Origin of the sequence: Mycobacterium sp., assembly GCF_965230835.1 — a bacterium.
Lineage (GTDB): Bacteria > Actinomycetota > Actinomycetes > Mycobacteriales > Mycobacteriaceae > Mycobacterium.
Genome location: NZ_CBDDLW010000002.1, coordinates 1,744,140 through 1,770,046 on the forward strand (window position 1 = coordinate 1,744,140; position 25,907 = coordinate 1,770,046).

The following is a 25,907-nucleotide window of genomic DNA, read 5'->3' on the forward strand; positions in this document are numbered from 1 at the left end:
ACGGCCGGGTGCTTGCTTTTGCAAGCACTTGTTAGCATTGGTCAGAACAACAGCTGTGCGATGGCATAGATCGCAACCCCAGCCAACGCCCCCACCACGGTGCCGTTGATCCGAATGAACTGTAGGTCGCGACCGACGTGTAGCTCGATGCGGCGGCTGGCTTCTTCAGCGTCCCAACGCTCGATCGTCTCCGTGATAACCGCAGTGATCTCCACGCCATACTGCGAAACCAGATGCTGCGCAGCTCGTACGACCCAGTTGTCGACCTTGTCGCGCAGCTCGCCGTCGTCGCGTAGCGATTCCCCGATGCGGATCACCGTATCGGCGATGCGGGTACGCAATGTGCTGGACGGATCGTCGACGCCCTCGAGCACCAGGCGTTTCAGCGTCTGCCACGCCGTCGCGGCAGCATCGGCTATCTCCTCGCGCGCCATTAGCTCCTCTTTGATCGCTTCGGCGCGCGCGATGGTCACCTGATCGTGCTGCAGATCGTCGGCGAATTCGAAGAGAAATCGGGTAGCCGATCGCCGCAGCTCGTGGTCTGGGTTGCGCCGCACCTTATCGGTGAAGTCCATCAACTCACGGTGGATCCGCTCACCGACGAGGTGGTCGACGAATCGCGGTGACCAGGTGGGCGAGTCTCGCTCGACCACCCGCTGGATGACCACTCCAGCGTTCAGCGACCACTGAAACGCCCGATCGGCCAGCAACTGGATCAGCGCCTCCTGTCGGTTCTCTACCACAAGGGTCGCCAACACCCGACCCACCGGAGGTCCCCACCGCGGTTCGGCGATACGGCGCATAATCGTCCGGTCGATCACCTGCTGGACGTCCTCGTCGCGCAACAACTCCACTAGCACCCGTAGCACCGTCGCCGTCTCCGCGGCCACCCGCTGGGCGTGCGCGGCCTCCGACAGCCACTTACCCAACCGGCCGGGCACGTGAGCGTCCCTGAGCTTGGTCGCGACGACCGGCGCAGACAAAAAGTTCTCCCGAACAAACGTTCCCAGCCCCTCGCCCAGCTGGTCTTTCTTACGCTTGATGATCGCAGTGTGCGGGATCGGAATGCCCAGCGGATGTTTAAAGAGCGCAGTCACGGCGAACCAGTCCGCCAAGGCACCTACCATGCCGGCTTCAGCAGCCGCACCGGCGTAGCTCACCCAAACGTCGGTAACGCCGTGGGCCTGTCCCCATCGACAAGCTAGAAACACTCCGGTTGCGCCTACCAGAAAGCTCAAAGCCACGATTTTCATCCGACGCAGCGCCACCCGACGCTCGGTGTCCGCCTTTGGATCGGCCCCGGCGAATGATTCCGCCCAGGACGCGCGAGTCCCATTGGCTGCGACCGATCGCCTCCAGAAGCCCAGGCCAGGCGGTGGGGAGCCCGACGCGCCGACTCTGTGTGCCACCACACCATCATCCGCTATAGGCAGGACCGGTTAATGTGACGACACTGCTTGGGCGCCCCACACGGATGCGGTGGATGCGCCTGTCGGCGGCAACTGAATACTGACCAGTGGGCGGCAATTGAAAATTGACCAGCTTCCTAGAGTGCCTTGGCTATGTGTCAAGGAGGAGGCAGGTGTTGAACGTGGAGGATTGGGCTGAGATTCGCCGGTTGCGCCGGTCGGAGCAGTTGCCGATTGCCGAGATTGCGCGGGTGATGGGTATTTCGCGGAATACGGTGAAGTCGGCGTTGGCTTCTGATGGGCCGCCGAAGTATCGGCGTGCGGTGAGGGGTTCTGTTGCTGATGAGGCCGAGCCGCGGATTCGGGAGTTGTTGGCGGCCTATCCGCGGATGCCGGCGACGGTGATTGCTGAGCGGATCGGTTGGTCGTATTCGATCCGCACACTGAGTGGGCGGGTGCGTGAGTTACGGCCACTGTATTTGGCGCCGGATCCGGTGTCACGGACGACGTATGTGGCCGGTGAGGTCGGGCAGTGTGACTTCTGGTTTCCCGATGTTGTGGTGCCGGTGGGGTATGGCCAGGTTCGTAGGGCGGCGACGTTACCGGTGTTGACCATGGTGTGTGGGTATTCACGGTGGGCTTCGGCGCTGTTGATTCCGACACGCGCTGCCGAAGACTTGTATGCCGGTTGGTGGCAGCATCTTTCGACGTTGGGTGCGGTTCCACGGGTGTTGGTGTGGGATGGTGAGGGCGCGGTCGGGCGGTGGCGGGCACGCCGACCAGAGTTGACCCCGGCATGTCAGGCTTTCCGCGGGACCTTGGCCACCACGGTAGGGATCTGTAAACCCGCTGATCCTGAGGCCAAGGGTCTGGTTGAACGGTTCCATGACTATTTGGAGCGGGCGTTTTTGCCGGGGCGGGTGTTTGGCTCCCCAGCCGATTTCAACATCCAGTTGCAGGCCTGGCTGGTGGGGGCCAACCACCGCCAGCATCGGGTGCTGGGATGCCGGCCAGCAGATCGCATCGCCGCCGATACCGCAGCGATGCTGGCATTGCCGCCGGTTGGGCCCAGCATCGGATGGCGACGCTCAACGCGGTTGCCTCGCGATCATTACGTGCGCCTCGACAGCAACGATTACTCGGTGCATCCGGCCGCGATCGGCCGCCGTATCGAGATCATCGCAGATCTAAACCGGGTGCGGGTCTGGTGTGACGGCACGCTGGTCGCCGACCACGACCGGATCTGGGCCAAACATCAAACGATCAGCGATCCCGAACATGTCCAGGCCGCGAAACTGCTGCGGCGCAAACGGCTCGAGGTTGTTGGTCCACCGCATCACGTGGAGGTCGAACAACGCCGTCTCGCTGATTACGACGCCTTGTTGGGCCTTGACGGGCCGGTGGCGTGATGGCTGCCAAGACCGCGACCAGCAGCCGTGATGTCACCGCCGAGCTGGCGTATCTGACCCGGGTGTTGAAAGCCCCGACGCTGCGTGAGGCCATCGAACGTCTCGCTGAGCGCGCCCGAACCGAAGCGTGGAGCTATGAAGAATTCCTCGCGGCGTGTCTGCAGCGTGAGGTGTCGGCTCGGGAATCTCACGGCGGCGAAGGGCGCATCCGCGCTGCCCGCTTCCCATCACGTAAATCGTTGGAAGAGTTCGACTTCGATCATGCCCGCGGTCTCAAACGCGACATCATCGCCCATCTGGGCACCCTGGACTTCGTCACCGCTAAAGACAACGTGGTGTTCCTCGGCCCACCAGGGACCGGCAAGACCCACCTGGCGATCGGGATTGCGATGCGCGCTTGTCAAGCAGGTCACCGCGTTGCGTTCGCGACCGCTTCGCAATGGGTTGATCGTCTTGCTCGCGCCCATCACAACAGCACCCTGCAAGCCGAATTGGCGCGGCTGGCCCGCTACCCCCTGCTGGTTGTCGATGAAGTCGGCTACATCCCGTTTGAACCCGAAGCCGCCAATCTGTTCTTCCAACTCGTGTCGTCGCGTTACGAACGGGCCAGTCTCATCGTCACCTCGAATAAGCCCTTCGGGCGGTGGGGCGAAGTGTTCGGCGACGACGTAGTCGCCGCCGCCATGATCGACCGACTCGTCCATCACGCCGAAGTCATCGCCCTCAAAGGAGACAGCTACCGCATCAAAGACCGAGACCTCGGCCACACCACCACAGCCGAGGACCAATGAAACCAAGCTGGTCAATTTTCGATTGCCGAAACCTGATCAGTTTTCACTTGCCGTTGACATGCGCCAGACGAGCTCCCGAGGACCGTAGTATTTAAGGACGTAGTGAATGGGAACCGGCGACAGTGGCAGAGCATATCCCGACTAGGACAATGAAGACTGACGGTCGCAAGCGACGCTGGCACCAGCACAAGGTGGAGCGGCGTAACGAGTTGGTGGACGGGACGATCGAGGCTATTCGCCGTCAAAGCCGCTTCCTCAGCATGGACGAAATAGCAGCGGAGATCGGGGTCTCCAAAACGGTGCTGTACCGCTACTTCGTCGACAAGAACGAGCTCACGACCGCCGTGATGATGCGCTTCGCGCAAACCACGTTGATCCCGAATATGGCCGCGGCGCTGTCTTCGAACCTGGACGGCTACGACTTGGCCCGCGAAATCATCCGGGTCTACGTGGAAACTGTGGCCTCCGAACCTGAACCGTACGGCTTCGTGATGGCCAACAGCTCGGGCAGCAAGAGCAAAGTAATCGCGGACTCCGAACGGATCATCGCCCGCATGATCGCCGTGATGCTGCGCCGCCGCATGCAGGAAGCAGGGATGGACACCGGCGGTGTGGAACCGTGGGCGTATCTGATTGTCGGCGGCGTGCAGCTCGCCACCCACTCGTGGATGTCAGATCCGCGGATGAGCAGCGACGAGCTGATCGACTACCTGACAATGTTCAGCTGGAGCGCACTGTGTGGGATCGTCGAAGCGGCCGGATCGCTGGACAAGTTTAGGGAGCAGCCGCACCCGTCGCCGATCGTGCCGCCTCGGGAGTGACGCGAGCACCAGAATTTTTCACCCTGGCCAATGAGATACACCGCCCGGACCCAGGTCGATACGCATCAGGCGCTTGGCCTTTGGAACCCCCAGACGCGGTGCACTATGACGCACGTCGCGAACCTCGACGCTCTCGTTAATCAGCATCTCAGGCCCGCAAACGCCAGAAGGCCGCACAGCAGATAACATGCAAAGCATCCGCTGGGTGAACGCACCGGCGCAAGCGCCGCGCCGGTGGCGTCTTAGGACTGGTGTAAAAACGCTGGGCGCATGTTCCTGGTGGTCATGTTACGCGGCGGTGGTGTCGGTCGTGGTTGTTGTGGTGGGGGGATGCAGTGGGCGGGGTGGCTCGAGCAGTTGGTGGCGTAGTTCTTGGAGGTGGCGGCTGGTCGCTGATGTTTGGGTGACTCCGCGCCAGCCGCGGCTGGCGCGGTCGAGGACGGCCCATACCAGCGACAGACAGCTGGTTTCGCCGGGTAGGCGGCCGATGACCTTGACCCGGCGACGGGATTCTCCGAAGGTGCGTTCGATGAGGTTGGAATGGCGGATGCGTGTCCAGTGTTGGCGGGGGAAGCGCAAATGCACGCTCAGCGAGGCGAAGTCGTTGGCCAGGCAAGCGACCGCGGCTGGGTAGAGCCCGCGGTATGTGGTGGTGAACTCCTCGGCGCGGCGGGTGGCTTCATCCACGGCCTGCTGGCCGGGTGGCTGGTCAATGTCATCGAAGATCGACCAGAACGCGGCTTTGATCTCGTCCTGGACCGCGACAGGTGTCTTGGCGATGACGTTACGGCAGCGATGGATCAGACACCGCTGACGCAGGCTTGCCGGAAACGTGGTCTCCCATGCGGCGATCAGGCCCGGCGCCCCGTCGGAGATGCCCAGTAGCGGCGGGCGTAGTCCCCGGTTCCTCAGGTCAGCCAAGAAGTCGGCCCACGCATCAGCCGACTCCGCTGCGGCTGGGGCCAGCCCAATAAACAGGGGCTTGCCGTCGGTGCAGATGCCCCAGGCGGCCAGCACCGGCTCGGCCGGGGCGTTGGGATGCATCCGAAAGTTCGAGGCATCCAAGAACAGGTAGTCCAACACCAGCTCATCAAGGCGTCGAGACGACCACGCAGCGAACTCGTCTTTGATGGCCGCACAAATCCGGCTCACCGTCGAGCGCGACAACGCCGCCTGCGAGCCCAGCACCTCGGCCAACGCGGCCTCGATGTCGCGATCCGACAAACCGCGCACCCATCCCGAAATCACCAACGCCTCCAGAGCGTGGGTGCGCGTCACCCCGGCACCGAATAGCCGCGAACAGAACCGCTCGTCGGTGTCGCGTAGTTTCGGGCGGCATAATTCGACCGAGCCCATCGTGGTCTTCACCGTCGCCGGCGGTTGATACCCATTGCGGTACCCGCCCGGGCCGTCCTGAACCCGACGCTGGTGACGGGCTCGGCCCAACACTGCTTCTACCTCGGCCTCCACGGCGACCTGAAACACCAGACGCACCGATAACCGCCCGACCTCCTCCAAAATCTCGGTCAACGGCCGCTCGGTCGCGGCGAACAACTGATCCATCTCAACACGCACACGCTCAATCGGCGATACTCGCTTGGTCACGGGCGTAGCCCCTCCTTCATAGCTTTCGTCGGTTGCGACGGAACCTACGCCCGTGACCATTTACACCAGCGATGAGACGCGACCGCCGCGCCAATCCTGGGACATGAGAAAGGCTCAAAACGGGATGCCCGTACAGCTCACGCCGCATTTTGAGAACGTCCAATCCCACTACGATCTGTCTGACGACTTCTTTCGGCTGTTCCTAGACCCCACCCAGACCTACAGCTGCGCATACTTCGAACGTGACGACATGACGCTGGAGGAAGCGCAGATCGCCAAGGTCGACCTGGCGTTAGGAAAGCTAAACCTTGAGCCGGGTATGACGTTGTTGGATATCGGTTGCGGCTGGGGTGCCACTGGCGTGTTCCCCGTGAATGAGTCCAGCTTGTTTTAGAGTCTCGTGGCCCTAAACGTGGGCTGGAAGGGACAAGGAAATGGCTGGTCGTAAGAGGTATGCCGCCGAAGACATTGTGCGCAAGCTGCGCCGAGCTGATGAGCTGGCCGCCGGCGGCAGCTCCGGTGAGCAGATCGCTGCCGAGCTGGGGGTATCGGCGGCCACCCTGTACAACTGGCGCCGAGCCTACGGGGGAATGGATCTCGATGCGGCCCGCGAGCTCAAGGAACTGCGCGAGCAAAACGGGCGGCTCAAACGGCTGTTGGCCGAGGCCGAGCTCGTCAAAGACGCCCTACGTGAGGTGGCCAAGGGAAAATTTTGAGCCCAGCCGCCAAACGCCGCGCCGTGGACATGCTCACAGAAGTCAAGGGCATCTCAGAACGGTTGGCGTGCCAAGCGGTTGGGCTGGCCCGCTCAACCTACCGACGTGTCCGTATCGACCAGACCCCGGCGGACCCGGATGCCGATCTGCGGGCCTGGCTGCGTTCCTACGCCCGCAAACACCCCTGTCACGGGTTTCGCCGTGCGTGGTCGGCGTTGCGCTACGACGAGCATCACCAGGTCAACAAGAAGAAGATCCACCGGCTGTGGCGCCAAGAGGGACTGCAAGTCGCCGTCCGCTCCCCACGCAAACGTGGTGGTGTGCCCTCAGTGCCGCCGATCATCGCCGATGCCCCCAAGGTGGTGTGGGCGCTGGATTTTCAGTTTGACTCCACTATCGACGGCAGGTCGGTCAAGATCGCCTCGATGCTCGATGAGCACACTCGCGAGTCGCTGCTGGACATGACCGCACGCTCCATCACCGCCGAGGCGCTGGTCGACGAGCTCGAGCGAGTGTTCACCACTGCCGGGGGTCCGCCCACGGTGCTGCGCATGGACAACGGGCCGGAGCTGATTTCTCAAGCGTTGCAGCAGTTTTGCGACGGAAAAGTCGGGCTGACCTATATCCCCCCAGGTCAGCCCTGGAAAAACCCCTACATTGAATCCTTTAACAGCCGCTTACGAAAGGAGTGTCTGAACCGCAACTACTGGACTGACCTGCTCGAAGCCAAGGTGGTGATCAGCGATTTCAAACACGAGCACAACCACCGCCACCGCCACTCATCGCTGGGTTATCGCACTCCGGCCGAATACGCTGCCCAATGCAGCCACACCCATCACCCCATAGCCTGCGACATCAACTAAAATCCAGATCAACAACAACCTGGCTCTAATTCCAGGTGGACCCGATATCGGGGACCAGCCACCACCATGAAGCGCGCCATCGAGAAATACGATGTCGATGTTGTCGGTCTGACGTTGTCCGAGAACCAGGCCGCCCACGTACAGAAGATGTTCGACGCGATGGACACCCCTCGTTCCAGGCGGGTGCTGCTGGAGGGCTGGGAGAAGTTTCAAGAGCCAGTCGACCGCATCGTCTCAATCGGAGCGTTCGAACACTTCGGCCACCAGCGCTACCACCATTTTTTCGAGGTTGCCAATCGCGCATTGCCTGCTGACGGGGTGATGTTGCTGCACACCATCGTGCGCCCCACGTTTCGGGAAGCCCGGCAAAAAGGGCTGCCGCTGACCCACGAACTGGTCCACTTCGTCAAATTCATCCTGGCCGAGATATTCCCGGGCGGCTGGCTGCCGTCAATCCCCACAGTCCAAGAGCACGCCGAAAAAACCGGTTTCAATGTCACTCGGGTCCACTCATTACAGCTGCACTACGCGAAGACCCTGGACGTGTGGGCCGCGACACTCGAATCCAATAAGGACCAGGCTATAGCGATACAGTCCCAGAAGGTCTACGACCGGTACATGAAGTACCTGACCGGCTGCGCGGATCTGTTTCGCCAGGGATACACCGACATCGCTCAGTTCACACTGGAAAAATAACCTGCCTATTGCGGCACACCATGGGCAGCCGCAGACCCTGCGCGAACGGACACGCCGAAGCTTAGTGCCGTCGGCCGCGACCTATTGCGACCAAAACTACGACATCAAGCGACATCAAGTCGCCGCTTTGACGGCATCGTATGATGCCGCAGATGAGTCTTTGCTTCGTTACTTCGTCAGAGTGAATTGCCCAATGTTGGCGATGCCCTTACGGAAGAAGTTCTCGCACCCGGTCAGATAGTGGATATAGCGGTCGTAGACCTCTTCAGACTGGATGGCGATAGCCTGCTCGCGCGCAGCCTCAAGATTGGCTGCCCAGATGTTCAGTGTTCGCGCGTAGTGCTCTTGCAGCAGTTGCACCCGCTCCATTGAAAACCCAGCGGCTTGCGCAAAATTGAAAATGTCTTCCTGCGCCGGTAACTGTCCGCCAGGAAAAATCTCCTGGCCGATAAAGCGCATGAATCGGACATCTCTCATCGTCAACGAGACACCGCGCTCATGCTGCTGCTTCTGGGTATACGTCAAAATCGTGTGTAACAGCATCCGACCGTCAGCGGGAAGGATGTCGTAAGCGCGGTCAAAGAACGCTGCATAGCGCTCCTTCTTGAATGCCTCGAAGGCTCCGATCGTAACGATCCGATCGACCTTGTCCTCGAATTCTTCCCAGCCTTGCAGGCGAACCTCGAACTTGCGCTCGGTAGGGATCTTCGCCAGTCGCTTCTTGCTGTAGTCAAACTGATTGCGACTAAGCGTGATGCCGATGACGTTAACGTCGTAAAGCTCGATCGCGCGCTGCAGAGCGCCACCCCACCCACAGCCAATGTCGAGCAGCGTCATACCAGGTTCAAGGTTCAGCTTCCCGAGGGCCAAGTCAAACTTCGCGTTCGATGCCTCTTCAAGCGTCATATCATCACGCTTGAAGTACGCACAGGTGTACGCCATTGTGGGGTCTAGAAATAGCGCAAAAAATTCATCAGAAACATCATAGATAGATTGCGACTCTTCATAAAACGGCCTCAACTGGGTCATACTTGGTCGATACCTCTCATCTGTTGATCGCGGAAATACTACCCGACTCGAACAACGCATCTCACACACGATCCCGCAGCTAGACGCCGCGGCCACCAACGCCTCAGTACGTGTAGAAACCCTGGCCCGATTTCTTTCCCAACTGACCCGCCTCAACCATCCGCAACAACAGGGGCGGCGGCGCGCAATGCGGCTCCTTGAATTCCTCGAACATTTTGTCCGCTATCAGCTTGAGGGTGTCCAATCCCACAAGATCAGACAGCCGCAGCGGCCCCATCGGGTGCGACAGCCCGGCGACAACTGCCTTGTCAACGTCTTCGACGGTGGCAAACCCGGTCTCGACCATGCGGATCGCGGACAGGAGATACGGCACCAGGAGCGCATTCACCACAAACCCCGACCGATCAGAACAGCGCACTACCTGTTTGCCAAGCACTGCACTGGCAAACTCCTCGGCGCGAGCCGCAGCAGCTCCGTCGGTAACAAGCGTGGTAACCAACTCGACCAGCGGCAGCACCGGGACCGGATTGAAGAAGTGCAAACCAATAACCCGTGCCGGGTTCTTGGTGGCTGCAGCGATCTTCATGATCGGGATACTCGAGGTGTTCGACGCCAACACAGCAGCAGGATCGGCGACAATCCCGTCGAGTTCGGCAAAGATACCGGACTTGACTGATTCGTCTTCGACGATGGCCTCGATCACAAGCTGCCGATCGGCCAAAGCATTCAAGTCGGAGGTAAACGTCAATTTGGCAAGTGCACGATCCCGCTCACGCTCGGTCACCTTGCCCGCGCTGACACCGCGATCCAGCGACTTCGCAATGCGATTACGCCCGGCGGTGGCCAATGCCTCAGTGGCCTCAAACACCACCACTTCGACGCCAGCACGCGCAGAAACCTCAGCGATACCGGCCCCCATTTGCCCAGCCCCGACAACCCCTACTCGCTGGATCGGTGAGTCGCTCACTACTTGCTCTCTCTTCTCGAGTCGTATTGTCAGGCACAGCAGTAGGCCCCGCCCAGGTTGGCCGGGCGGGGCCTACGCTATCAACTTGTCATCGGGCCGCCGAGCGCGAAGCCCTGCGAAAAGTCTCTCAGTGAAACTGCCCCTCTTCGGTAGAGCCGGTCAGCGCAGTAGTCGATGAACTCGGGTCGACCGTGGTGGCGATCCGGTCAAAGTAGCCGGCACCGACCTCGCGCTGGTGCTTGGTTGCCGTGTAGCCACGCTCCTCCGCCGCGAACTCACGCTCCTGCAACTCCACATATGCGCTCATCTGGTTACGCGCGTAGCCGTAGGCCAGATCGAACATCGAGTAGTTCAGCGCGTGGAATCCAGCCAGCGTGATGAACTGGAACTTGAATCCCATTGCAGCAAGCTCTTTCTGGAACTTCGCAATGGTGCTGTCATCGAGGTGCTTGCGCCAGTTGAACGACGGCGAGCAGTTGTAGGCAAGCATCTGGTCCGGGTAGGCGGCCTTAACAGCCTCGGAAAACTTGCGAGCGATCTCGAGATCCGGGGTGCCGGTCTCCATCCAGATCAAGTCGGCGAACGGCGCATAGGCCTTTGCTCGCGCAATGCACGGCTCGATGCCATTCTTGGTTCGGTAGAAACCTTCCCGGGTGCGCTCACCGGTGATGAACGGCTGATCGCGATCGTCGACGTCGGAGGTGATCAACGTCGCCGCTTCGGCATCAGTGCGCGCGATTACCACGGTCGGCACGTCACAAACATCGGCGGCCAGTCGAGCCGACGTAAGCGTGCGGATGTGCTGCTGTGTTGGGATCAGCACCTTGCCGCCCAGGTGGCCACACTTCTTCTCGGAGGCCAATTGATCCTCCCAGTGCGACCCCGCGACACCCGCGGCAATCATCGCTTTCTGCAGTTCGAAGACGTTGAGCGCGCCGCCGAAACCAGCCTCACCATCAGCCACAATCGGCGCCAACCAGTTGTCCACCGAAGTATCGCCTTCCACCTTGGCGATCTGGTCGGCGCGCTGCAGCGCGTTGTTGATCCGACGAACGACTTGCGGCACCGAGTTAGCCGGGTAAAGGCTTTGGTCGGGATAAGTTTGACCAGACAGGTTGGCGTCGCCGGCAACCTGCCACCCCGACAGGTAGATGGCCTTCAGACCCGCTCGAACTTGCTGGACGGCCATGTTGCCAGTCAGAGCGCCCAGCGCGTTGACCCACTCCAGGTCGCGCAGTTCCTCCCACAGCACCTCCGCGCCACGGCGAGCAAGGGTGTGCTCCTCGACCACACTGCCCTGTAGGGCTACCACGTCGGCGGCGGTGTACGTGCGAGTGACGCCTTGCCAGCGCGGACTGGTGTCCCAGTCGTGCTGGATTTGCTCCGCGCTCTTGGGGGTGCCAACGACAGACATTGGACTACTCCTTCATCGTGTTCACTGCTTTATTGCTTGCAGATGGTTGGAGCCGCTACATCTTGAGGCGGTTCCAACGACCCAACTTCACTGGTGTGCTAAGTCGACCATGGCACAGCTCGTTGATGCTGGTCCACCCATTTAACTTGCCAATTTCGCCAACGAAATTCGGCAGTTTTGCAAATTTTGCAAACCCGACGATCAACTGAACCGTTTCAGAAGCTACCCGCCAGTAACTACAACACGCAGGTCAACAAAGTAATTCGACGAAGCGGGCGACGCCGGGGCGCCGCTACAGATTGAAGAGCGCCGCGACGGCTTTCGCCTCGTCGCCAACCATGTATGTGAGCGTAATAACAGTGCGGTCGACAAGACCAGGACCGAACTGATCGGTCGAACCGGCCGGGTGAACATGGGAGACGATCTCCAACTTGTCGCCGAGCGCAACCGGCGCTCCATGCTCGATAGTGGTGCGCAACGGCCCCTGAAGCAGTTCAGGCCGAGAGGCCAGATACTCCTCAATCACGCTCCAATACACCGAGTTATTCATGTGATCGAACAAGTCGATATCGGTGACCCGTACGGGAAACTCGTGGATCTCAGATGCGTCATCTCGACTGCCAGGCTTCAAATAGCTCTTCCATCGCAACCGGTCAACGGAAGTGGTCTTGTACAACCCGGCCAAGAAGTCGTCGGCGATGCGCGCCGGCATCTCCGTTTCGCGGTTGATATTGATCCAGAATGCCTCGGATTCGATCAAACCCTCGCCGCGTTTGCCATCTATGCGAACCCGCATTTCGCACCATCGGTTCGAGGTGCCCGAACACCATCGCCGCAGCCGCAGCATGTCCTGGAACTCGATCGGTCGAACCAGGTCAATCATGGTCCGGCGAACGATCCACAGCGGGTGCGTCTGCTCGAACCCCATCTCGCGTAGCTGGTCCTGGCCAATGTCCTGGTCGCGTCTCATCGCTGGTGTAAATGGTCACGGGCGTAGGTTCCGTCGCAACCGACGAAAGCTATGAAGGAGGGGCTACGCCCGTGACCAAGCGAGTATCGCCGATTGAGCGTGTGCGTGTTGAGATGGATCAGTTGTTCGCCGCGACCGAGCGGCCGTTGACCGAGATTTTGGAGGAGGTCGGGCGGTTATCGGTGCGTCTGGTGTTTCAGGTCGCCGTGGAGGCCGAGGTAGAAGCAGTGTTGGGCCGAGCCCGTCACCAGCGTCGGGTTCAGGACGGCCCGGGCGGGTACCGCAATGGGTATCAACCGCCGGCGACGGTGAAGACCACGATGGGCTCGGTCGAATTATGCCGCCCGAAACTACGCGACACCGACGAGCGGTTCTGTTCGCGGCTATTCGGTGCCGGGGTGACGCGCACCCACGCTCTGGAGGCGTTGGTGATTTCGGGATGGGTGCGCGGTTTGTCGGATCGCGACATCGAGGCCGCGTTGGCCGAGGTGCTGGGCTCGCAGGCGGCGTTGTCGCGCTCGACGGTGAGCCGGATTTGTGCGGCCATCAAAGACGAGTTCGCTGCGTGGTCGTCTCGACGCCTTGATGAGCTGGTGTTGGACTACCTGTTCTTGGATGCCTCGAACTTTCGGATGCATCCCAACGCCCCGGCCGAGCCGGTGCTGGCCGCCTGGGGCATCTGCACCGACGGCAAGCCCCTGTTTATTGGGCTGGCCCCAGCCGCAGCGGAGTCGGCTGATGCGTGGGCCGACTTCTTGGCTGACCTGAGGAACCGGGGACTACGCCCGCCGCTACTGGGCATCTCCGACGGGGCGCCGGGCCTGATCGCCGCATGGGAGACCACGTTTCCGGCAAGCCTGCGTCAGCGGTGTCTGATCCATCGCTGCCGTAACGTCATCGCCAAGACACCTGTCGCGGTCCAGGACGAGATCAAAGCCGCGTTCTGGTCGATCTTCGATGACATTGACCAGCCACCCGGCCAGCAGGCCGTGGATGAAGCCACCCGCCGCGCCGAGGAGTTCACCACCACATACCGCGGGCTCTACCCAGCCGCGGTCGCTTGCCTGGCCAACGACTTCGCCTCGCTGAGCGTGCATTTGCGCTTCCCCCGCCAACACTGGACACGCATCCGCCATTCCAACCTCATCGAACGCACCTTCGGAGAATCCCGTCGCCGGGTCAAGGTCATCGGCCGCCTACCCGGCGAAACCAGCTGTCTGTCGCTGGTATGGGCCGTCCTCGACCGCGCCAGCCGCGGCTGGCGCGGAGTCACCCAAACATCAGCGACCAGCCGCCACCTCCAAGAACTACGCCACCAACTGCTCGAGCCACCCCGCCCACTGCATCCCCCCACCACAACAACCACGACCGACACCACCGCCGCGTAACATGACCACCAGGAACATGCGCCCAGCGTTTTTACACCAGTCCTAAGACGCCACCAATGTCCTGGATGTGCCGAGCACCTGCGTCTAGCCGGAGCCTGCCCGCGCGGTCGATATCGCCGACGCGCAGCGGCCATTCACGATCGAACACGTCAGGGTGACCGTCTGGCACCGGCATCAATTTTTTGTCCAGGCTCACGGCTTAGCTCCCATTTCCTCCTGGTCGATGGCCCAGCATTTGCCTCAGCTCGCCGATGCGAATCATGCCAATGCCGCTACCGAAATTCCAATCGAAACCCACCACGCCACTCTGCTAAATCTGCAAACTATGCCTTCGCAACCGCAGCGTACTCTGTGTTAAGTGTCCAAAACGTTCGTTGGCTCCCGCGTACGTCAACTGCGTAGCGAGCGTGGTTTCAGCCAGGCCGCCCTAGCCCAGATGCTGGAGATCTCGCCGAGCTACCTCAACCAGATCGAGCATGACGTACGTCCGCTCACGGTGGCCGTACTACTCCGGATCACCCAGGTGTTCGGCGTGGACGCAACCTTTTTCGCCTCCCACGACGACACCCGCCTGGTCGCCGAACTGCGCGAGGTGACTATGGACCGAGACCTCGACATCGACATCCCGCCGCCAGAAGTCGCCGAAATGGTCAGCACCCATCCAGCCCTCGCGCGCGCGGTGGTCAATCTGCATCGACGCTATCGAATCACCACCGCGCAGCTAGCCGCCGCCACCGAGGAGCGGTATACCGACGGCAGCGGTAGCGGGTCGATCACCATGCCGCACGAAGAGGTACGTGACTACTTCTACCAACGCCAGAACTACCTACACGAACTGGACACCGCAGCCGAAGATCTTACGATCCAGATGCGGATGCACCACGGTGACTTGGCCCGCGAATTGACCCGCCGCCTGGCCGAGGTGCACGGAGTCCGTATTAACAGGCGAATCGATCTCGGCGACACCGTGCTGCACCGATACGACCCTAGAACCAACACTTTGGAAATCAGCAACCATCTGTCGTGGGGCCAACAGGCATTCAAAATGGCAGCCGAACTCGCCTATCTGGAGTTCGGCGAGCTAATAGACAACCTGGTCGACGAAGGGAAGTTCACCAGCGACGAGTCTCGCACATTGGCACGTCTCGGGCTGGCCAATTACTTCGCCGCGGCGGCTGTGCTGCCATACCGTCAGTTCCACGACGTCGCCGAAAACTTCCATTACGACATCGAGCGGCTATCCGCGTTCTACTCGGTGAGCTACGAGACCATCGCCCACAGGCTGTCGACGCTGCAGCGCCCGTCCATGCGGGGCGTCCCCTTCTCGTTCGTCCGGGTCGACCGAGCCGGAAACATGTCAAAACGACAATCAGCCACCGGCTTTCATTTCTCCTCTAGCGGCGGGACCTGTCCACTGTGGAACGTCTACGAAACGTTCGCCAACCCGGGCAAGATCTTGGTGCAGATCGCCCAGATGCCTGACGGCCGCAACTACCTGTGGGTGGCCCGCACAGTCGAGCGTCGTGCGGCACGCTATGGTCAACCAGGTAAGACCTTCGCGATCGGGCTTGGCTGCGAACTTCGCCACGCGCACCGACTCGTCTACTCGGAAGGACTCGACTTGTCGGGGAACATCGCCACGCCGATCGGTTCAGGTTGCCGCGTCTGCGAACGCGACCGTTGCCCACAACGCGCATTTCCCGCCCTGGGGCGCGCACTCGACCTCGACGAACACCGCAGCACCGTGTCCCCATATTTGGTGAAACAACCGTGAGCGATATTCAAGCCGTCCCCGGCGGCCCAGTCGGTCGAATACCGTCGGGTCGGCTGCGCCAGCTCGGACCGATCAACTGGGCATTCGCGAAGGTCGGGGCACGAATACTGCGGGCACCGGAGATGCATCTGTTGACCACCCTCGGTCATCGTAGGTTCCTATTCTGGGCCTGGCTGATCTATAGCGGCCTATTGCTGCGAGGTCGTCTGCGACGTGTCGACACCGAGTTGGTGATCCTGCGAGTAGCACGGCTGCGGTCTTGCGAGTACGAGCTCCAACATCACCGCAACATGGCGCGCCGCGCAGGGCTGGATGCCCACACGCAAGCCACGATCCTCGCCTGGCCAGAGGTCCCTGAAGGGGACGGACCCCGAAAGGTGCTCAGCGCCCGGCAGCAGGCGCTGCTGGCGGCAACCGACGAATTGATCAAGGACCGTTCAATCACCAAGACCACGTGGGACCAGCTGGCAGTTCACCTCAGCCGGCGCCGCTTGATCGAGTTCTGCATGCTCGCAACCCAATACGACGGACTGGCCGCGACGATTAGCGCTCTCGAGATCCCCTTGGACTACCCGCGTTAAAGTCTGGCCTACCCGCGAAAGTCAAAAGTAGATGTCGGCCAGTACAGCCAACGTGAGCGCCACGGGAAGAATTGGCAGACCCAAGGCGAACGCTGCCCAAGAATAGTTGCCGCGCCGCCTCAGCCACACGACCCCCACCGCCGCGCAGACGGCGAGAGCGCCCGACAACAGCAACACCATTAAACTCCAGCGACTCACCGTCGTCAGCCCATCACCGATGGAAATGGCCACCAACCACCAGACGTAGCCCACAGCAACACCACCGACGCCACCCACGACGATCTCATTGATCTTGCTGGTCTTCACCGTTTGCTCAGAAGTTGATCATGTGGCCCGCTAGGCCATGGAAGCATTCTTGTAGCGCCTCTGACATTGTCGGATGGGTGTGTACGTTGCGCGCCAATTCGTTCGCCGTCAAGTCCCATTTCTGAGCCAACGTGAGCTCGGGCAGCAGCTCAGACACGTCATGACCAACCATGTGGCCGCCCAGCAGCTCGCCATACTTGGCGTCGGCCACAAGCTTGACGAAACCACTAGGGTCGCCCAGGCCGTGTGCCTTGGCGTTGGCGCTGAACGGGAACTTGGCGACCACGACGTCGTAGCCATCGTCGCGGGCCTGCTGCTCAGTCAAGCCGAAGCTGGCAACCTGCGGCTGGCAGAACGTAGCGCGCGGCAACATGCGGTAGTCCCCGAGAGCCGAAGTTTCTGCACCGGCAATGGTTTCAGCTGCCACAATTCCTTGAGCCTCGGCAACGTGAGCGAGCTGAAGCAGCCCGGTGACGTCGCCAATAGCGTAGATGTGCCTGACATTCGTGTGCATGTAGTCATCGATGCCGATGGCATTGCGTTCGGTCAGCGCAACTCCGGCCTTGTCTAATCCATAGCCATCGACGTTGGGCGCAAAGCCGATGGCCTGCAGCACCTTTTCGGCCCTGAGCTCCTCGGGCTTCCCGTCTTTGCTGACGGCTACCGTGACCTCGGAACCATCGTCGGAGATGGAGTCGACTTTGGTTCCGGTGAGAATCTTGACACCCAGTTTCTTGAACTGTCGCTCGATCTCCTTGGAGACCTCGGCGTCCTCGTTGGGCAACGCGCGCGGCAAGAATTCCACAATGGTCACGGCAACGCCGTAGTTCTTCAGCACGTAGCCGAACTCCATGCCGATGGCACCGGCTCCGGCGATGATGATCGATTTGGGCAACTCGCGGGACAGAATCTGTTCCTCGTAGGTCACCACGTTCGCCGACAACGACGTGCCCGGAACCAACCGGGTGCTGCTACCAGTGGCGATGATGGCGTTGTCGAACGTCACGTCTTGCACGCCACCATCGTTAAGATCCACCGACATCGCGTTGGAGCCGGTAAATCTGCCGTACCCGTGGATCTCGGTGATCTTGTTCTTCTTCATCAGATAGTGCACGCCGACCACGCGACCATCGGCCACCTTGCGGCTCCGGTCGAAGGCGATACCGTAGTCGAAAGTCGCCTCGCCACTGATGCCAAAAGTCTTGGCGTCCTTGGTGAAGATGTGGGCCAGTTCCGCATTGCGCAACAAGGCCTTGGAAGGAATACAGCCCACATTGAGGCAAACTCCGCCCCAATACTTCGGCTCGACAACTGCAGTGTTCAGACCGAGCTGTGCGGCACGAATGGCCGCGACGTATCCGCCAGGACCGGCTCCGAGAACAACGACGTCATAGTGAGTCACGGCCACTACCCTAGTGGCCCGGTGCATACCGACCTCAACAACGGGTATCGCCACACTCAGAATCTCGCACTGAGAACACCTGGCGCTCACGATGAGGCCGCGTGGGCGCACGCCGGGGTCACACCTCGCGTGCAGGAAAACGCGGAACAGCGAACTAATAGGGAATGATGCCGACTAGGCAGCGACTCATATGCTCGCAGTAGTAGTAGCCGTAGAGCGGCGCCGCGGCGGCGACCGCGGCAAACGGACCAGACATCACCGCAAACGACAGCGCAGTCAGCAGCGGCCTACCCTGCACCATCGCAAGCAGAAGGCCCCCCACCGTGCACGCGACGACATAGGCCAGGACCACAAACACAGGTAGCGTCTTGTCGATCGTGTGGAACCACCAGAAAAACAAGCCCAGCCCGACCAGCGCGGCGCCGATCCACACACTGAGAAGCACCAAAACCAACTTCCACCACTTTAGGTAGGTGTACCGGCTAGGCACGGTGACCGACTGCACCGACCCAGCCGCCTCGAGCTCTACGGCGTCGACGGTGTCCGACAGATCCTCCGGCTCCTCCGTCGACTCATCGGGATAGGGCCGCGACGCGGATTCCCCTGCCTGCTCCTCGCCCAGCGACAGAAACGGCTGCGAGTGTGTACCGGTGTCGAAGTCGGGCACGAATGGCTCAGTTCCCGGACTCGACGCAGGTTGTTCGTCAGCCACTAGAAACCACCTGAATCGCCACAAGCACACCCAACCAACCAGGCGCCACCGCAAGGATGAACGCGCCTACCGTCGTCACCCACCTGCGTCCAGAAAATAGGATCACCAACAACCCGACCACGCTGGGAATCCCGACCACCAGCGCGATGACGAGGTCGGGGCGGACGCGGGTGTGAACCAACACGCTGGACGCCACGCCCGCCAGTTGCCCAACCGCACTGCCAACCAGCATGGCACTCGCGATCAGCCACGCGCGTGGAAGAGGAATCACGTTAAAAAACTCTACTGCGGCTACGGCCTTCTAGCAGCGCATATATCCGGCGCGGCATCGCTGTCGTCAACATCGACCACGCCGCCTCGCGCCGATGGCCGCTCACCGCGCGCGTAGGAAGCCCCCGTGATCACCGGCACAGCCTGCAATAACGCCTTCTCGGCAGGGCTGAACACCCTGCCGCGGCTAAGGAACCGTACGCCCTCCGGCGCTTCCAGGCTAAACCCGCCGCCGCGGCCCGGCACCACGTCAATAATCAGTTGGGTGTGCTTTTCCCCCTGATAGTGAGCCTGATACTGCGGCCCCGAGATCCACACGGGAACACTGTCTGCGGCTGGCTCACTGCTCGCGCGGGGTCCAAGGTCGACCACTCCGAGCAAGACATCGCGGTCACCGACAAGGAAGTCGCCGATCGGGTAGCACATCGGCGACGACCCGTCGCAGCAGCCACCGGATTGATGGAACATCACTGGCCCGTGCCGATCCCACAACCGGGTCAGGACCGCGGCCGCGGTCGCGGTGATGACGACCCCGGCAGGAGTTTCCGGTGGAACTCGCATCAGAACAAGCCGAGCGCCTGGTCGGAATAAGACACCAACAGGTTCTTCGTCTGTTGGTAGTGATCAAGGGCCATCTTGTGAGTCTCGCGGCCGAAACCCGACTGCTTGTAGCCACCGAAGGCCGCGTGCGGCGGATAGACGTGGTAGCAGTTGACCCATACCCGACCGGCCTTGATATCGCGGCCAGCCCGGTAGGCAACATTGCCGTCCCGGCTCCACACGCCAGCTCCGAGGCCGTAGAGAGTGTCGTTAGCAATCTGCATCGCGTCGTCGTAGCCACCGAACGGCGTAACCGTTACCACCGGGCCAAAGATCTCCTCTTGGAAAACCCGCATGCTGTTCGAGCCGCTGAAGATCGTCGGCTGCATGTAGTAGCCGCCGGAAAGATCACCACCCAGCTCGGCGCGCTCGCCACCGGTGATCACCTTGGCGCCCTCCCCCTTGCCGATGTCGATGTAGGACAACACCTTTTCCAGCTGGTCGTTGGAGGCCTGGGAACCCAGCATGGTCTCGGTGTCCAACGGATCGCCCTGCCGAATCGCTTTGGTTCGGATTGCCGCCAACTCCAAGAACTCGTCGTGGATGTCGGCCTGGATCAGGCTGCGCGATGGGCAGGTACATACCTCGCCCTGATTGAGGGCGAACATGGTGAAGCCCTCCAGTGCCTTACTCTGGAAGTCGTCGTGCGCAGCCAGCACGTCGGAGAAGAAAATGTTGGGGCTCTTGCCACCAAGTTCCAAGGTGACTGGAATCAGGTTGTGCGAGGCATACTGCATGATCAGCCGCCCGGTGGTGGTTTCCCCGGTAAACGCGACTTTAGCGATCCGGTCGCTGGACGCCAGCGGCTTACCTGCTTCAACGCCAAATCCGTTGACCACGTTGACCACGCCGGCCGGCAATAGGTCACCGATCAACGACATCAGATAGAGCACCGAGGCTGGCGTCTGCTCGGCGGGCTTCAGCACCACCGTGTTGCCGGCCGCAAGCGCCGGTGCCAGTTTCCAGGCGCACATCAGGATCGGGAAATTCCACGGAATAATCTGCCCCACCACACCCAGCGGTTCGTGAAAGTGATAGGCCACCGTGTCTTCGTCGATCTGCGACAGCGAACCCTCCTGGGCGCGGATCGCTGCAGCAAAGTATCGGAAGTGATCAGCCGCCAGCGGAATGTCTGCGGTCAAAGCTTCCCGGATAGGTTTGCCGTTGTCCCAGACTTCAGCCACAGCCAACGAGGCAGTGTTTTGCTCGATGCGGTCAGCGATTTTGCTCAGGATTGCCGCTCGATCGGCCGGGGCGGTTTTACCCCAAGCCGGGGCCGCCGCGTGCGCGGCATCGAGCGCCTTCTCGATATCAGACTCGTCGGAACGCGGAATCTCGCAGAACGGTTGGCCGGTCACCGGCGTCGGGTTCTCGAAATACCGGCCGGCCGCCGGCGCGACCCATTGTCCCCCCACGAAGTTTCCGTAGCGGGATTCGTACGACATCAACGCACCGGCAGAACCCGGGCGGGCAAAGACAGTCATCGGTTCGGCCCCTCGTTCGATCACGTAATACGGCTCACACTACCGTCGAGACCACAATGGCTTCCATGACATCTCCGGCCGCCGACGACAGCCCTGCGCATGCCGCGGACCCGTACCTATGGCTCGAGGACGTAACCGGCGATGATGCACTGGATTGGGTGCGCGCGCGCAACGAACCGTCACTGACGATGTTCTGCGATGCCGAGTTCGAACATATGCGTAACGAAGCACTTGAGGTGCTCGATACAGAGACCCGAATCCCTTATGTTCGTCGGCGCGGCGAGCACCTCTACAACTTCTGGCGCGACGCGGCCAACCCGTGCGGGCTGTGGCGTCGCACCACCCTGGATAGCTATCGCACCGACTCCCCCGAGTGGGACGTACTGATCGACCTAGATGAGTTAAGTCGAGCCGACAATCGCAAATGGGTCTGGGCCGGCGCCGGCGTCATCGAACCCGACTACACACGTGCTCTCGTCGGTCTCTCCCCAGGAGGCTCCGATGCGTCCGTCGTGCGGGAGTTCGACATGTTGACACGCGAATTCGTCGTTGACGGGTTTGAGCTGCCCGAAGCCAAGTCCCAGATCGCCTGGGAAAACCTGGACACAGTCTTGGTGGGCACCGACTTCGGCGCGGATTCGCTCACCGAATCCGGCTACCCACGGATGATCAAGCGATGGCGCCGGGGCACCCCGCTCGGTGACGCGGAAACGGTGTTTGAGGGCGCCCGCACAGACGTCCAAGTCGTCGCATCGGTCGATCGAACGCCCGGCTTCGAACGCACGCTGCTGGTGCGAGCCCTCGACTTCTGGAACGACGAGGTTTACGAACTGCGCGGCTCCGAGCTAATCCGCATCAATGCCCCCACCGACGCGAGCGTGTCAGTTCACCGCGACTGGCTGCTAATCGAATTGCGTACCGATTGGACTGTGCACACCAACGCCAGCACCATCTTTCGGGCAGGCTCGTTGCTGGCCGCCAACTACGCCGATTTCCTGGCCGGCACAGCACAATTGCGGATCGTCTTCAGCCCCGACGCACACACCGCCCTGCACCAGTACATGTGGACGCGCGATCGTCTCCTCGTCGTAACGCTGGCTGACGTAGCCAGCCGGGTTGAGATAGCAACACCTGGCAAGTGGCACCGCCAGGCGATACCGGGTATCCCGGCCGCGACCAATACGGTCATTGTGAGCGCAGACAGCCACAGCGACGAGTTCTTCCTCGATTCCAGCGGATTCGACACTCCGTCGCGGCTGTTGCGCGGCACAGACGACGGCCAGCTCCACCAAATCAAGTCCGGACCGGAGTTCTTTGCTGCCGAAGACATTTCTGTGGCACAGCATTTCGCAATATCCTAGGATGGGACATCGATCCCGTACTTCGTCGTGCGACCCGGCGGATCCGACAGAACTGACAGACCGAGCCCCACACTGCTCAGCGGCTACGGCGGATTCGAAACGTCCAGGACGCCTGGATACGACGGCGTACTGGGCCGGCTGTGGCTGGCGCGCGGGGGAACCTACGCCTTGGCCAACATCCGCGGCGGCGGCGAATACGGGCCTAGCTGGCACACCCAGGCAATGCGAGAAGGCCGGCACAAAGTAGCCGAAGACTTCGCGGCCGTAGCCACTGATCTAGTGCGCCGCGGCATCACTACCGTCGGACGACTCGGCGCGCGAGGCGGCAGCAACGGTGGCCTGCTCATGGGCATCATGTTGACGAAATACCCGGAAAGATTCGGCGCGCTGGTCTGCGATGTGCCCTTGTTGGACATGAAGCGCTATCACCTGCTCCTAGCAGGTGCTTCGTGGATGGCGGAGTACGGCGACCCGGACAACCAGCACGACTGGGGGTTCATTTCCAAGTACTCTCCCTATCAAAATATTTCAGCGGAACAAAAGTACCCGCCCGTACTTATGACGACCTCTACCCGCGACGATCGAGTCCACCCCGGCCACGCTCGCAAGATGACCGCGGCTCTGGCGGCAGCGGGCCATCAAGTCTGGTACTACGAGAACATCGAAGGCGGTCATGCCGGCGCAGCCGACAACGAGCAGTTCGCTTTCAAAGCAGCGTTGAGTTATTCGTTCCTGCACCGGGCGCTGACCGACACTTGACCCACTACACAGAAATGACTTCACTCCTGCTATGGCCAATGACTTCGAGACGCTGCTGTACACAACGAACGGTGCGGTTGCCACCATCACGCTGAACCGGCCCGACGAACTCAATACCATCGTCCCGCCCATGCCCGACGAGATCGAGGCCGCGGTCGGTCGAGCGGAACGCGACCAAGAAATTAAAGTCATCGTGCTGCGGGGCGCCGGCCGCGCGTTCTCCGGTGGCTACAACTTCGCCGGCGGGATGCAGCACTGGCCCGGGAAAATAATGACCGACGGCCAGTGGGATCCAGGCAAGGACTTCGCCATGGTCACGGCCCGCGAGACCGGGGCCACGCCAAAGTTTATGGCCATCTGGCGGGCGTCTAAACCGGTGATCGCGCAAGTGCACGGCTGGTGCGTAGGCGGGGCCAGTGATTACGCGCTGTGCGCCGACATCGTGATCGCCAGCGACGACGCCGTGATCGGCACACCGTACAGCCGGATTTGGGGGGCCTACCTCACTGGCATGTGGCTATACCGGCTAAGCCTTGCCAAAGTGAAATGGCACGCGCTGACGGGTCGACCGCTCACTGGTGTACAGGCCGCTGAGATCGAGCTGATCAACGAGGCGGTTCCATTCGAACGGCTGGAGGCCCGCGTCGCCGAGATCGCCACCGAGCTGGCACAAATCCCGCTGTCGCAGTTGCGGGCACAGAAGCTGATCGTCAACCAGGCCTACGAGAACATGGGCCTGGCATCGACGCAGGTGCTCGGGGGCATCCTCGATGGTTTGATGCGCAACACCCCGGATGCGCTCGACTTCATCCAGACCGCGAAAACCCAAGGAGTGCGGGCCGCGGCGGAGCGCCGCGACGGACCGTTCGGCGACTACAGCCAGGCTCCGCCGGAGCTAAGGCCGGACCCCTCACACATCATCGTCCCTGATGGCGATAGCTAGTAAGATGGGCTATGAATCAGACGTCCGACACCCGCGCGGACACCGAAAGTGATACGGTGACCAATATGTTTCGGCTCAGTAGCCGCCTGCGTGCAGGCGTTGTTTTTCTCGCACTCGGATTCTCTGCCGTGGCGTTGCCGACGACGGCGGCCGCCGATTCCACCGATGACTACCCGATACCCCGCAGGATTATCGCGACCACCTGCGACGCGGAGCAGTACTTGGCCGCCGCGAGGGACACCAGTCCGATCTACTACCAGCGCTACATGATCGACAAGAGCAATAGGCCACCTGACATCCAGCAGGGAGCGGTGGACCGTATCCATTGGTTCTTCTCTCTGACTCCCGCCGGGCGCAGGCAGTACTCCGAGGACACTGCGACGAACATCTACTACGAGCAGATGGCGACGCACTGGGGCAACTGGGCCAAGATCTTCTTCAACAACAAGGGCGTGGTCGCAAAGGCCACCGAGGTTTGCAACCAATACCCCGCCGGCGACATGTCGGTGTGGGACTGGGTATAAGTCGAGAAGTTTCGGCCCAGCAACGATCCAACGTAATCGCGGCCTCCGGGCAGCAGCAGAGCACGCAGCACCGGACAGCCTGAAAGGCCTGAGCATCTGACTACCGATATGAGTGCAAACTTGCTGCGGTCGCCAGAACCACAGGCGCAGCGCTACGACGGTAGCCGGCATCATGAAAATGAGCGCATGCTCCGCGCGTCGAGCAATAGATCACCAGCGATCGTGCTGTTGACCGCCCGGTAATCTTCACATCGAGGTTGTAGTCGGATCTCACCGCGAGCAGAGCAGTCACAACTTTGGTGTCAGCGCAACGGCGCAGCCAACCGGGGATCCGGTTGGGGACCAACACGATTCAGCTCCAGAGCGGCTGCAAGGCGAGCCAGGTTCAGCGAGTGTCGCGCGGCCCAAAACCCAGAGACGGTCGTTCGCAGGCGTTCACCGTCGATCGTCGAAACAACCAACTAGGTCAGACGCGTCGTTTCGTGACCAGGAATTCTCAGATCGACACCGCTGACGCATTGACCCTGTCAAAGTGATCACTTATCCTGAATAAGGGATGACTTGACTGTTCCTGTTGGCTCGGGGTGAGCTTTCTATGCTTGATGAGAAAATGTCGGTACCGGGTGAACGGATGCCTCGGCTGGGCGAGAGTAGCCACTCACCCAGCCGAGGGCGGCATTACGAGCAGGCGGGCGACAGCGGCGCGACGGCGTGTTTTCACCAGCGCACCGCCGATCGCGTTCTCGTGGCGCACCAATAGGCTGGCCGGTTAATGCATATGATCGATATCGGCGCGGTTGGCAGCGGAGAATTCTTATTGCACCAGAAGGCACTGTCGCGCTTGCAGTTTCAAGTTCCAGCGATGGGCGCTGTGCTGACGTGTGAGATCTTGGGCGCCGAATTGGGAGACGCCGCAGCTCATTTCGCCGAACCCATGAGCGCGCCAGCGACAAACGCGTCGATTGCTCAGGTGCACCGCGTCACATCGGGTGATGGTCGCGAGGTCGCGGTCAAAATGCAGCATCCGGGTGTTGCTCGAGCGTTTCACGACTCTCTGAGCAACCAGTTCAGGCCCTGAAGCTAAAAGGCCGACTGCCGTCGGAGGGGTAGATA

Annotated in this window: 21 protein-coding genes and 5 pseudogenes; 13 read left to right on the forward strand and 13 right to left on the reverse strand. The window is 61.2% G+C overall.

Annotation, left to right across the window (positions count from 1 at the left end):
- Positions 1-41: 41 nt before the first annotated feature.
- Positions 42-1,412 (reverse strand): DUF445 domain-containing protein, encoded by a 1,371-nt coding sequence (locus tag ACO07W_RS08545; protein WP_421842376.1) that lies wholly within the window; start codon positions 1,410-1,412, stop codon positions 42-44.
- A gap of 170 nt (positions 1,413-1,582) precedes the next feature.
- On the opposite strand from ACO07W_RS08545, the gene istA reads away from it, so the two are divergent.
- The 3 genes from istA (at position 1,583) to ACO07W_RS08560 (ending at position 4,430) form a co-directional block, all read left to right on the forward strand.
- Positions 1,583-2,818 (forward strand): IS21 family transposase, encoded by a 1,236-nt coding sequence (gene istA, locus ACO07W_RS08550; protein WP_421839994.1) that lies wholly within the window; start codon positions 1,583-1,585, stop codon positions 2,816-2,818.
- Positions 2,818-3,609, forward strand: a complete 792-nt coding sequence (gene istB / locus ACO07W_RS08555) for an IS21-like element helper ATPase IstB (RefSeq protein WP_421839995.1) — start codon at positions 2,818-2,820, stop codon at positions 3,607-3,609. The genes istA and istB overlap by 1 nt, the downstream gene beginning before the upstream one ends.
- Before the next feature lie 122 nt (positions 3,610-3,731).
- A complete protein-coding gene (locus ACO07W_RS08560; protein WP_421842378.1) occupies positions 3,732-4,430 on the forward strand; it encodes a TetR/AcrR family transcriptional regulator in 699 nt (232 codons plus the stop codon).
- A 288-nt stretch (positions 4,431-4,718) separates the two neighbouring features.
- Here the strand turns inward: ACO07W_RS08560 and ACO07W_RS08565 are convergent, their stop codons facing one another.
- Positions 4,719-5,993: an IS256 family transposase gene (locus tag ACO07W_RS08565; protein WP_421840071.1), complete on the reverse strand. Its 1,275-nt coding sequence runs from the start codon at positions 5,991-5,993 to the stop codon at positions 4,719-4,721.
- 166 nt (positions 5,994-6,159) lie between these two features.
- Between ACO07W_RS08565 and pcaA (ACO07W_RS08570) the strand changes: the two are divergent.
- From pcaA (ACO07W_RS08570) to pcaA (ACO07W_RS08580), 3 genes and pseudogenes are all read left to right on the forward strand, one after another.
- A pseudogene (pcaA, locus tag ACO07W_RS08570) lies at positions 6,160-6,414 on the forward strand (cyclopropane mycolic acid synthase PcaA); the annotation flags it as partial.
- Between the two features lie 55 nt (positions 6,415-6,469).
- Positions 6,470-7,614, forward strand: a protein-coding gene (locus tag ACO07W_RS08575; protein WP_421840069.1) for an IS3 family transposase whose coding sequence is annotated in 2 segments (ribosomal slippage) — positions 6,470-6,737 and positions 6,737-7,614 — 1,146 coding nt in all. Because the reading frame shifts where the segments join, the coding sequence is not laid out codon by codon here.
- A gap of 51 nt (positions 7,615-7,665) precedes the next feature.
- Positions 7,666-8,310: pseudogene (pcaA, locus tag ACO07W_RS08580) on the forward strand (cyclopropane mycolic acid synthase PcaA); the annotation flags it as partial.
- Between the two features lie 168 nt (positions 8,311-8,478).
- Here pcaA (ACO07W_RS08580) and ACO07W_RS08585 read toward each other — a convergent pair.
- The 4 genes and pseudogenes from ACO07W_RS08585 to ACO07W_RS08600 form a co-directional block, all read right to left on the reverse strand.
- Positions 8,479-9,339, reverse strand: coding sequence for a cyclopropane mycolic acid synthase family methyltransferase (locus ACO07W_RS08585; protein ID WP_421842380.1), 861 nt, complete (start codon positions 9,337-9,339; stop codon positions 8,479-8,481).
- Between the two features lie 103 nt (positions 9,340-9,442).
- Positions 9,443-10,306: a 3-hydroxybutyryl-CoA dehydrogenase gene (locus ACO07W_RS08590; RefSeq protein WP_421842382.1), complete on the reverse strand. Its 864-nt coding sequence runs from the start codon at positions 10,304-10,306 to the stop codon at positions 9,443-9,445.
- A 127-nt stretch (positions 10,307-10,433) separates the two neighbouring features.
- Positions 10,434-11,720 (reverse strand): isocitrate lyase, encoded by a 1,287-nt coding sequence (gene aceA / locus ACO07W_RS08595; protein WP_421842384.1) that lies wholly within the window; start codon positions 11,718-11,720, stop codon positions 10,434-10,436.
- A 292-nt stretch (positions 11,721-12,012) separates the two neighbouring features.
- Positions 12,013-12,693 (reverse strand): annotated as a pseudogene (locus tag ACO07W_RS08600) (acyl-ACP thioesterase domain-containing protein); the annotation flags it as partial.
- A gap of 110 nt (positions 12,694-12,803) precedes the next feature.
- Here ACO07W_RS08600 and ACO07W_RS08605 point away from each other — a divergent pair.
- Entirely contained in the window at positions 12,804-14,078 is a 1,275-nt protein-coding gene (locus ACO07W_RS08605; protein ID WP_421840071.1) for an IS256 family transposase, read from the forward strand.
- Between the two features lie 52 nt (positions 14,079-14,130).
- Here the strand turns inward: ACO07W_RS08605 and ACO07W_RS08610 are convergent.
- Positions 14,131-14,274: pseudogene (locus ACO07W_RS08610) on the reverse strand (acyl-[acyl-carrier-protein] thioesterase); the annotation flags it as partial.
- 162 nt (positions 14,275-14,436) lie between these two features.
- Here ACO07W_RS08610 and ramB point away from each other — a divergent pair.
- Positions 14,437-15,852, forward strand: coding sequence for an acetate metabolism transcriptional regulator RamB (ramB, locus tag ACO07W_RS08615; RefSeq protein WP_421842386.1), 1,416 nt, complete (start codon positions 14,437-14,439; stop codon positions 15,850-15,852).
- A 5-nt stretch (positions 15,853-15,857) separates the two neighbouring features.
- Positions 15,858-16,433: a carboxymuconolactone decarboxylase family protein gene (locus ACO07W_RS08620; protein WP_421845884.1), complete on the forward strand. Its 576-nt coding sequence runs from the start codon at positions 15,858-15,860 to the stop codon at positions 16,431-16,433.
- A gap of 21 nt (positions 16,434-16,454) precedes the next feature.
- Here the strand turns inward: ACO07W_RS08620 and ACO07W_RS08625 are convergent, their stop codons facing one another.
- From ACO07W_RS08625 to ACO07W_RS08650, 6 genes are all read right to left on the reverse strand, one after another.
- Positions 16,455-16,739, reverse strand: coding sequence for a hypothetical protein (locus ACO07W_RS08625; RefSeq protein ID WP_421842388.1), 285 nt, complete (start codon positions 16,737-16,739; stop codon positions 16,455-16,457).
- A 7-nt stretch (positions 16,740-16,746) separates the two neighbouring features.
- Positions 16,747-18,141 (reverse strand): dihydrolipoyl dehydrogenase, encoded by a 1,395-nt coding sequence (lpdA, locus tag ACO07W_RS08630; RefSeq protein ID WP_421842390.1) that lies wholly within the window; start codon positions 18,139-18,141, stop codon positions 16,747-16,749.
- A 154-nt stretch (positions 18,142-18,295) separates the two neighbouring features.
- On the reverse strand, positions 18,296-18,853 hold the full coding sequence (locus ACO07W_RS08635) for a hypothetical protein (protein ID WP_421842392.1): 558 nt from the start codon (positions 18,851-18,853) through the stop codon (positions 18,296-18,298).
- Positions 18,846-19,124: a putative holin gene (locus ACO07W_RS08640; RefSeq protein WP_421842394.1), complete on the reverse strand. Its 279-nt coding sequence runs from the start codon at positions 19,122-19,124 to the stop codon at positions 18,846-18,848. Before ACO07W_RS08640 ends, ACO07W_RS08635 begins: the two co-directional genes overlap by 8 nt.
- 20 nt (positions 19,125-19,144) lie before the next feature.
- A complete protein-coding gene (locus ACO07W_RS08645; RefSeq protein WP_421842396.1) occupies positions 19,145-19,684 on the reverse strand; it encodes a DUF779 domain-containing protein in 540 nt (179 codons plus the stop codon).
- Positions 19,684-21,207 (reverse strand): aldehyde dehydrogenase family protein, encoded by a 1,524-nt coding sequence (locus ACO07W_RS08650; protein WP_421842398.1) that lies wholly within the window; start codon positions 21,205-21,207, stop codon positions 19,684-19,686. The genes ACO07W_RS08645 and ACO07W_RS08650 overlap by 1 nt, the downstream gene beginning before the upstream one ends.
- 65 nt (positions 21,208-21,272) lie before the next feature.
- On the opposite strand from ACO07W_RS08650, the pseudogene ACO07W_RS08655 reads away from it, so the two are divergent.
- From ACO07W_RS08655 to ACO07W_RS08670, 4 genes and pseudogenes are all read left to right on the forward strand, one after another.
- A pseudogene (locus tag ACO07W_RS08655) lies at positions 21,273-23,327 on the forward strand (prolyl oligopeptidase family serine peptidase).
- 31 nt (positions 23,328-23,358) lie between these two features.
- Positions 23,359-24,270, forward strand: a complete 912-nt coding sequence (locus ACO07W_RS08660; protein WP_421842400.1) for a crotonase/enoyl-CoA hydratase family protein — start codon at positions 23,359-23,361, stop codon at positions 24,268-24,270.
- Between the two features lie 65 nt (positions 24,271-24,335).
- On the forward strand, positions 24,336-24,794 hold the full coding sequence (locus ACO07W_RS08665; RefSeq protein WP_421845885.1) for a DUF5078 domain-containing protein: 459 nt from the start codon (positions 24,336-24,338) through the stop codon (positions 24,792-24,794).
- 778 nt (positions 24,795-25,572) lie between these two features.
- On the forward strand, positions 25,573-25,872 hold the full coding sequence (locus ACO07W_RS08670; RefSeq protein WP_421845886.1) for an AarF/UbiB family protein: 300 nt from the start codon (positions 25,573-25,575) through the stop codon (positions 25,870-25,872).
- Positions 25,873-25,907 lie beyond the last annotated feature (35 nt).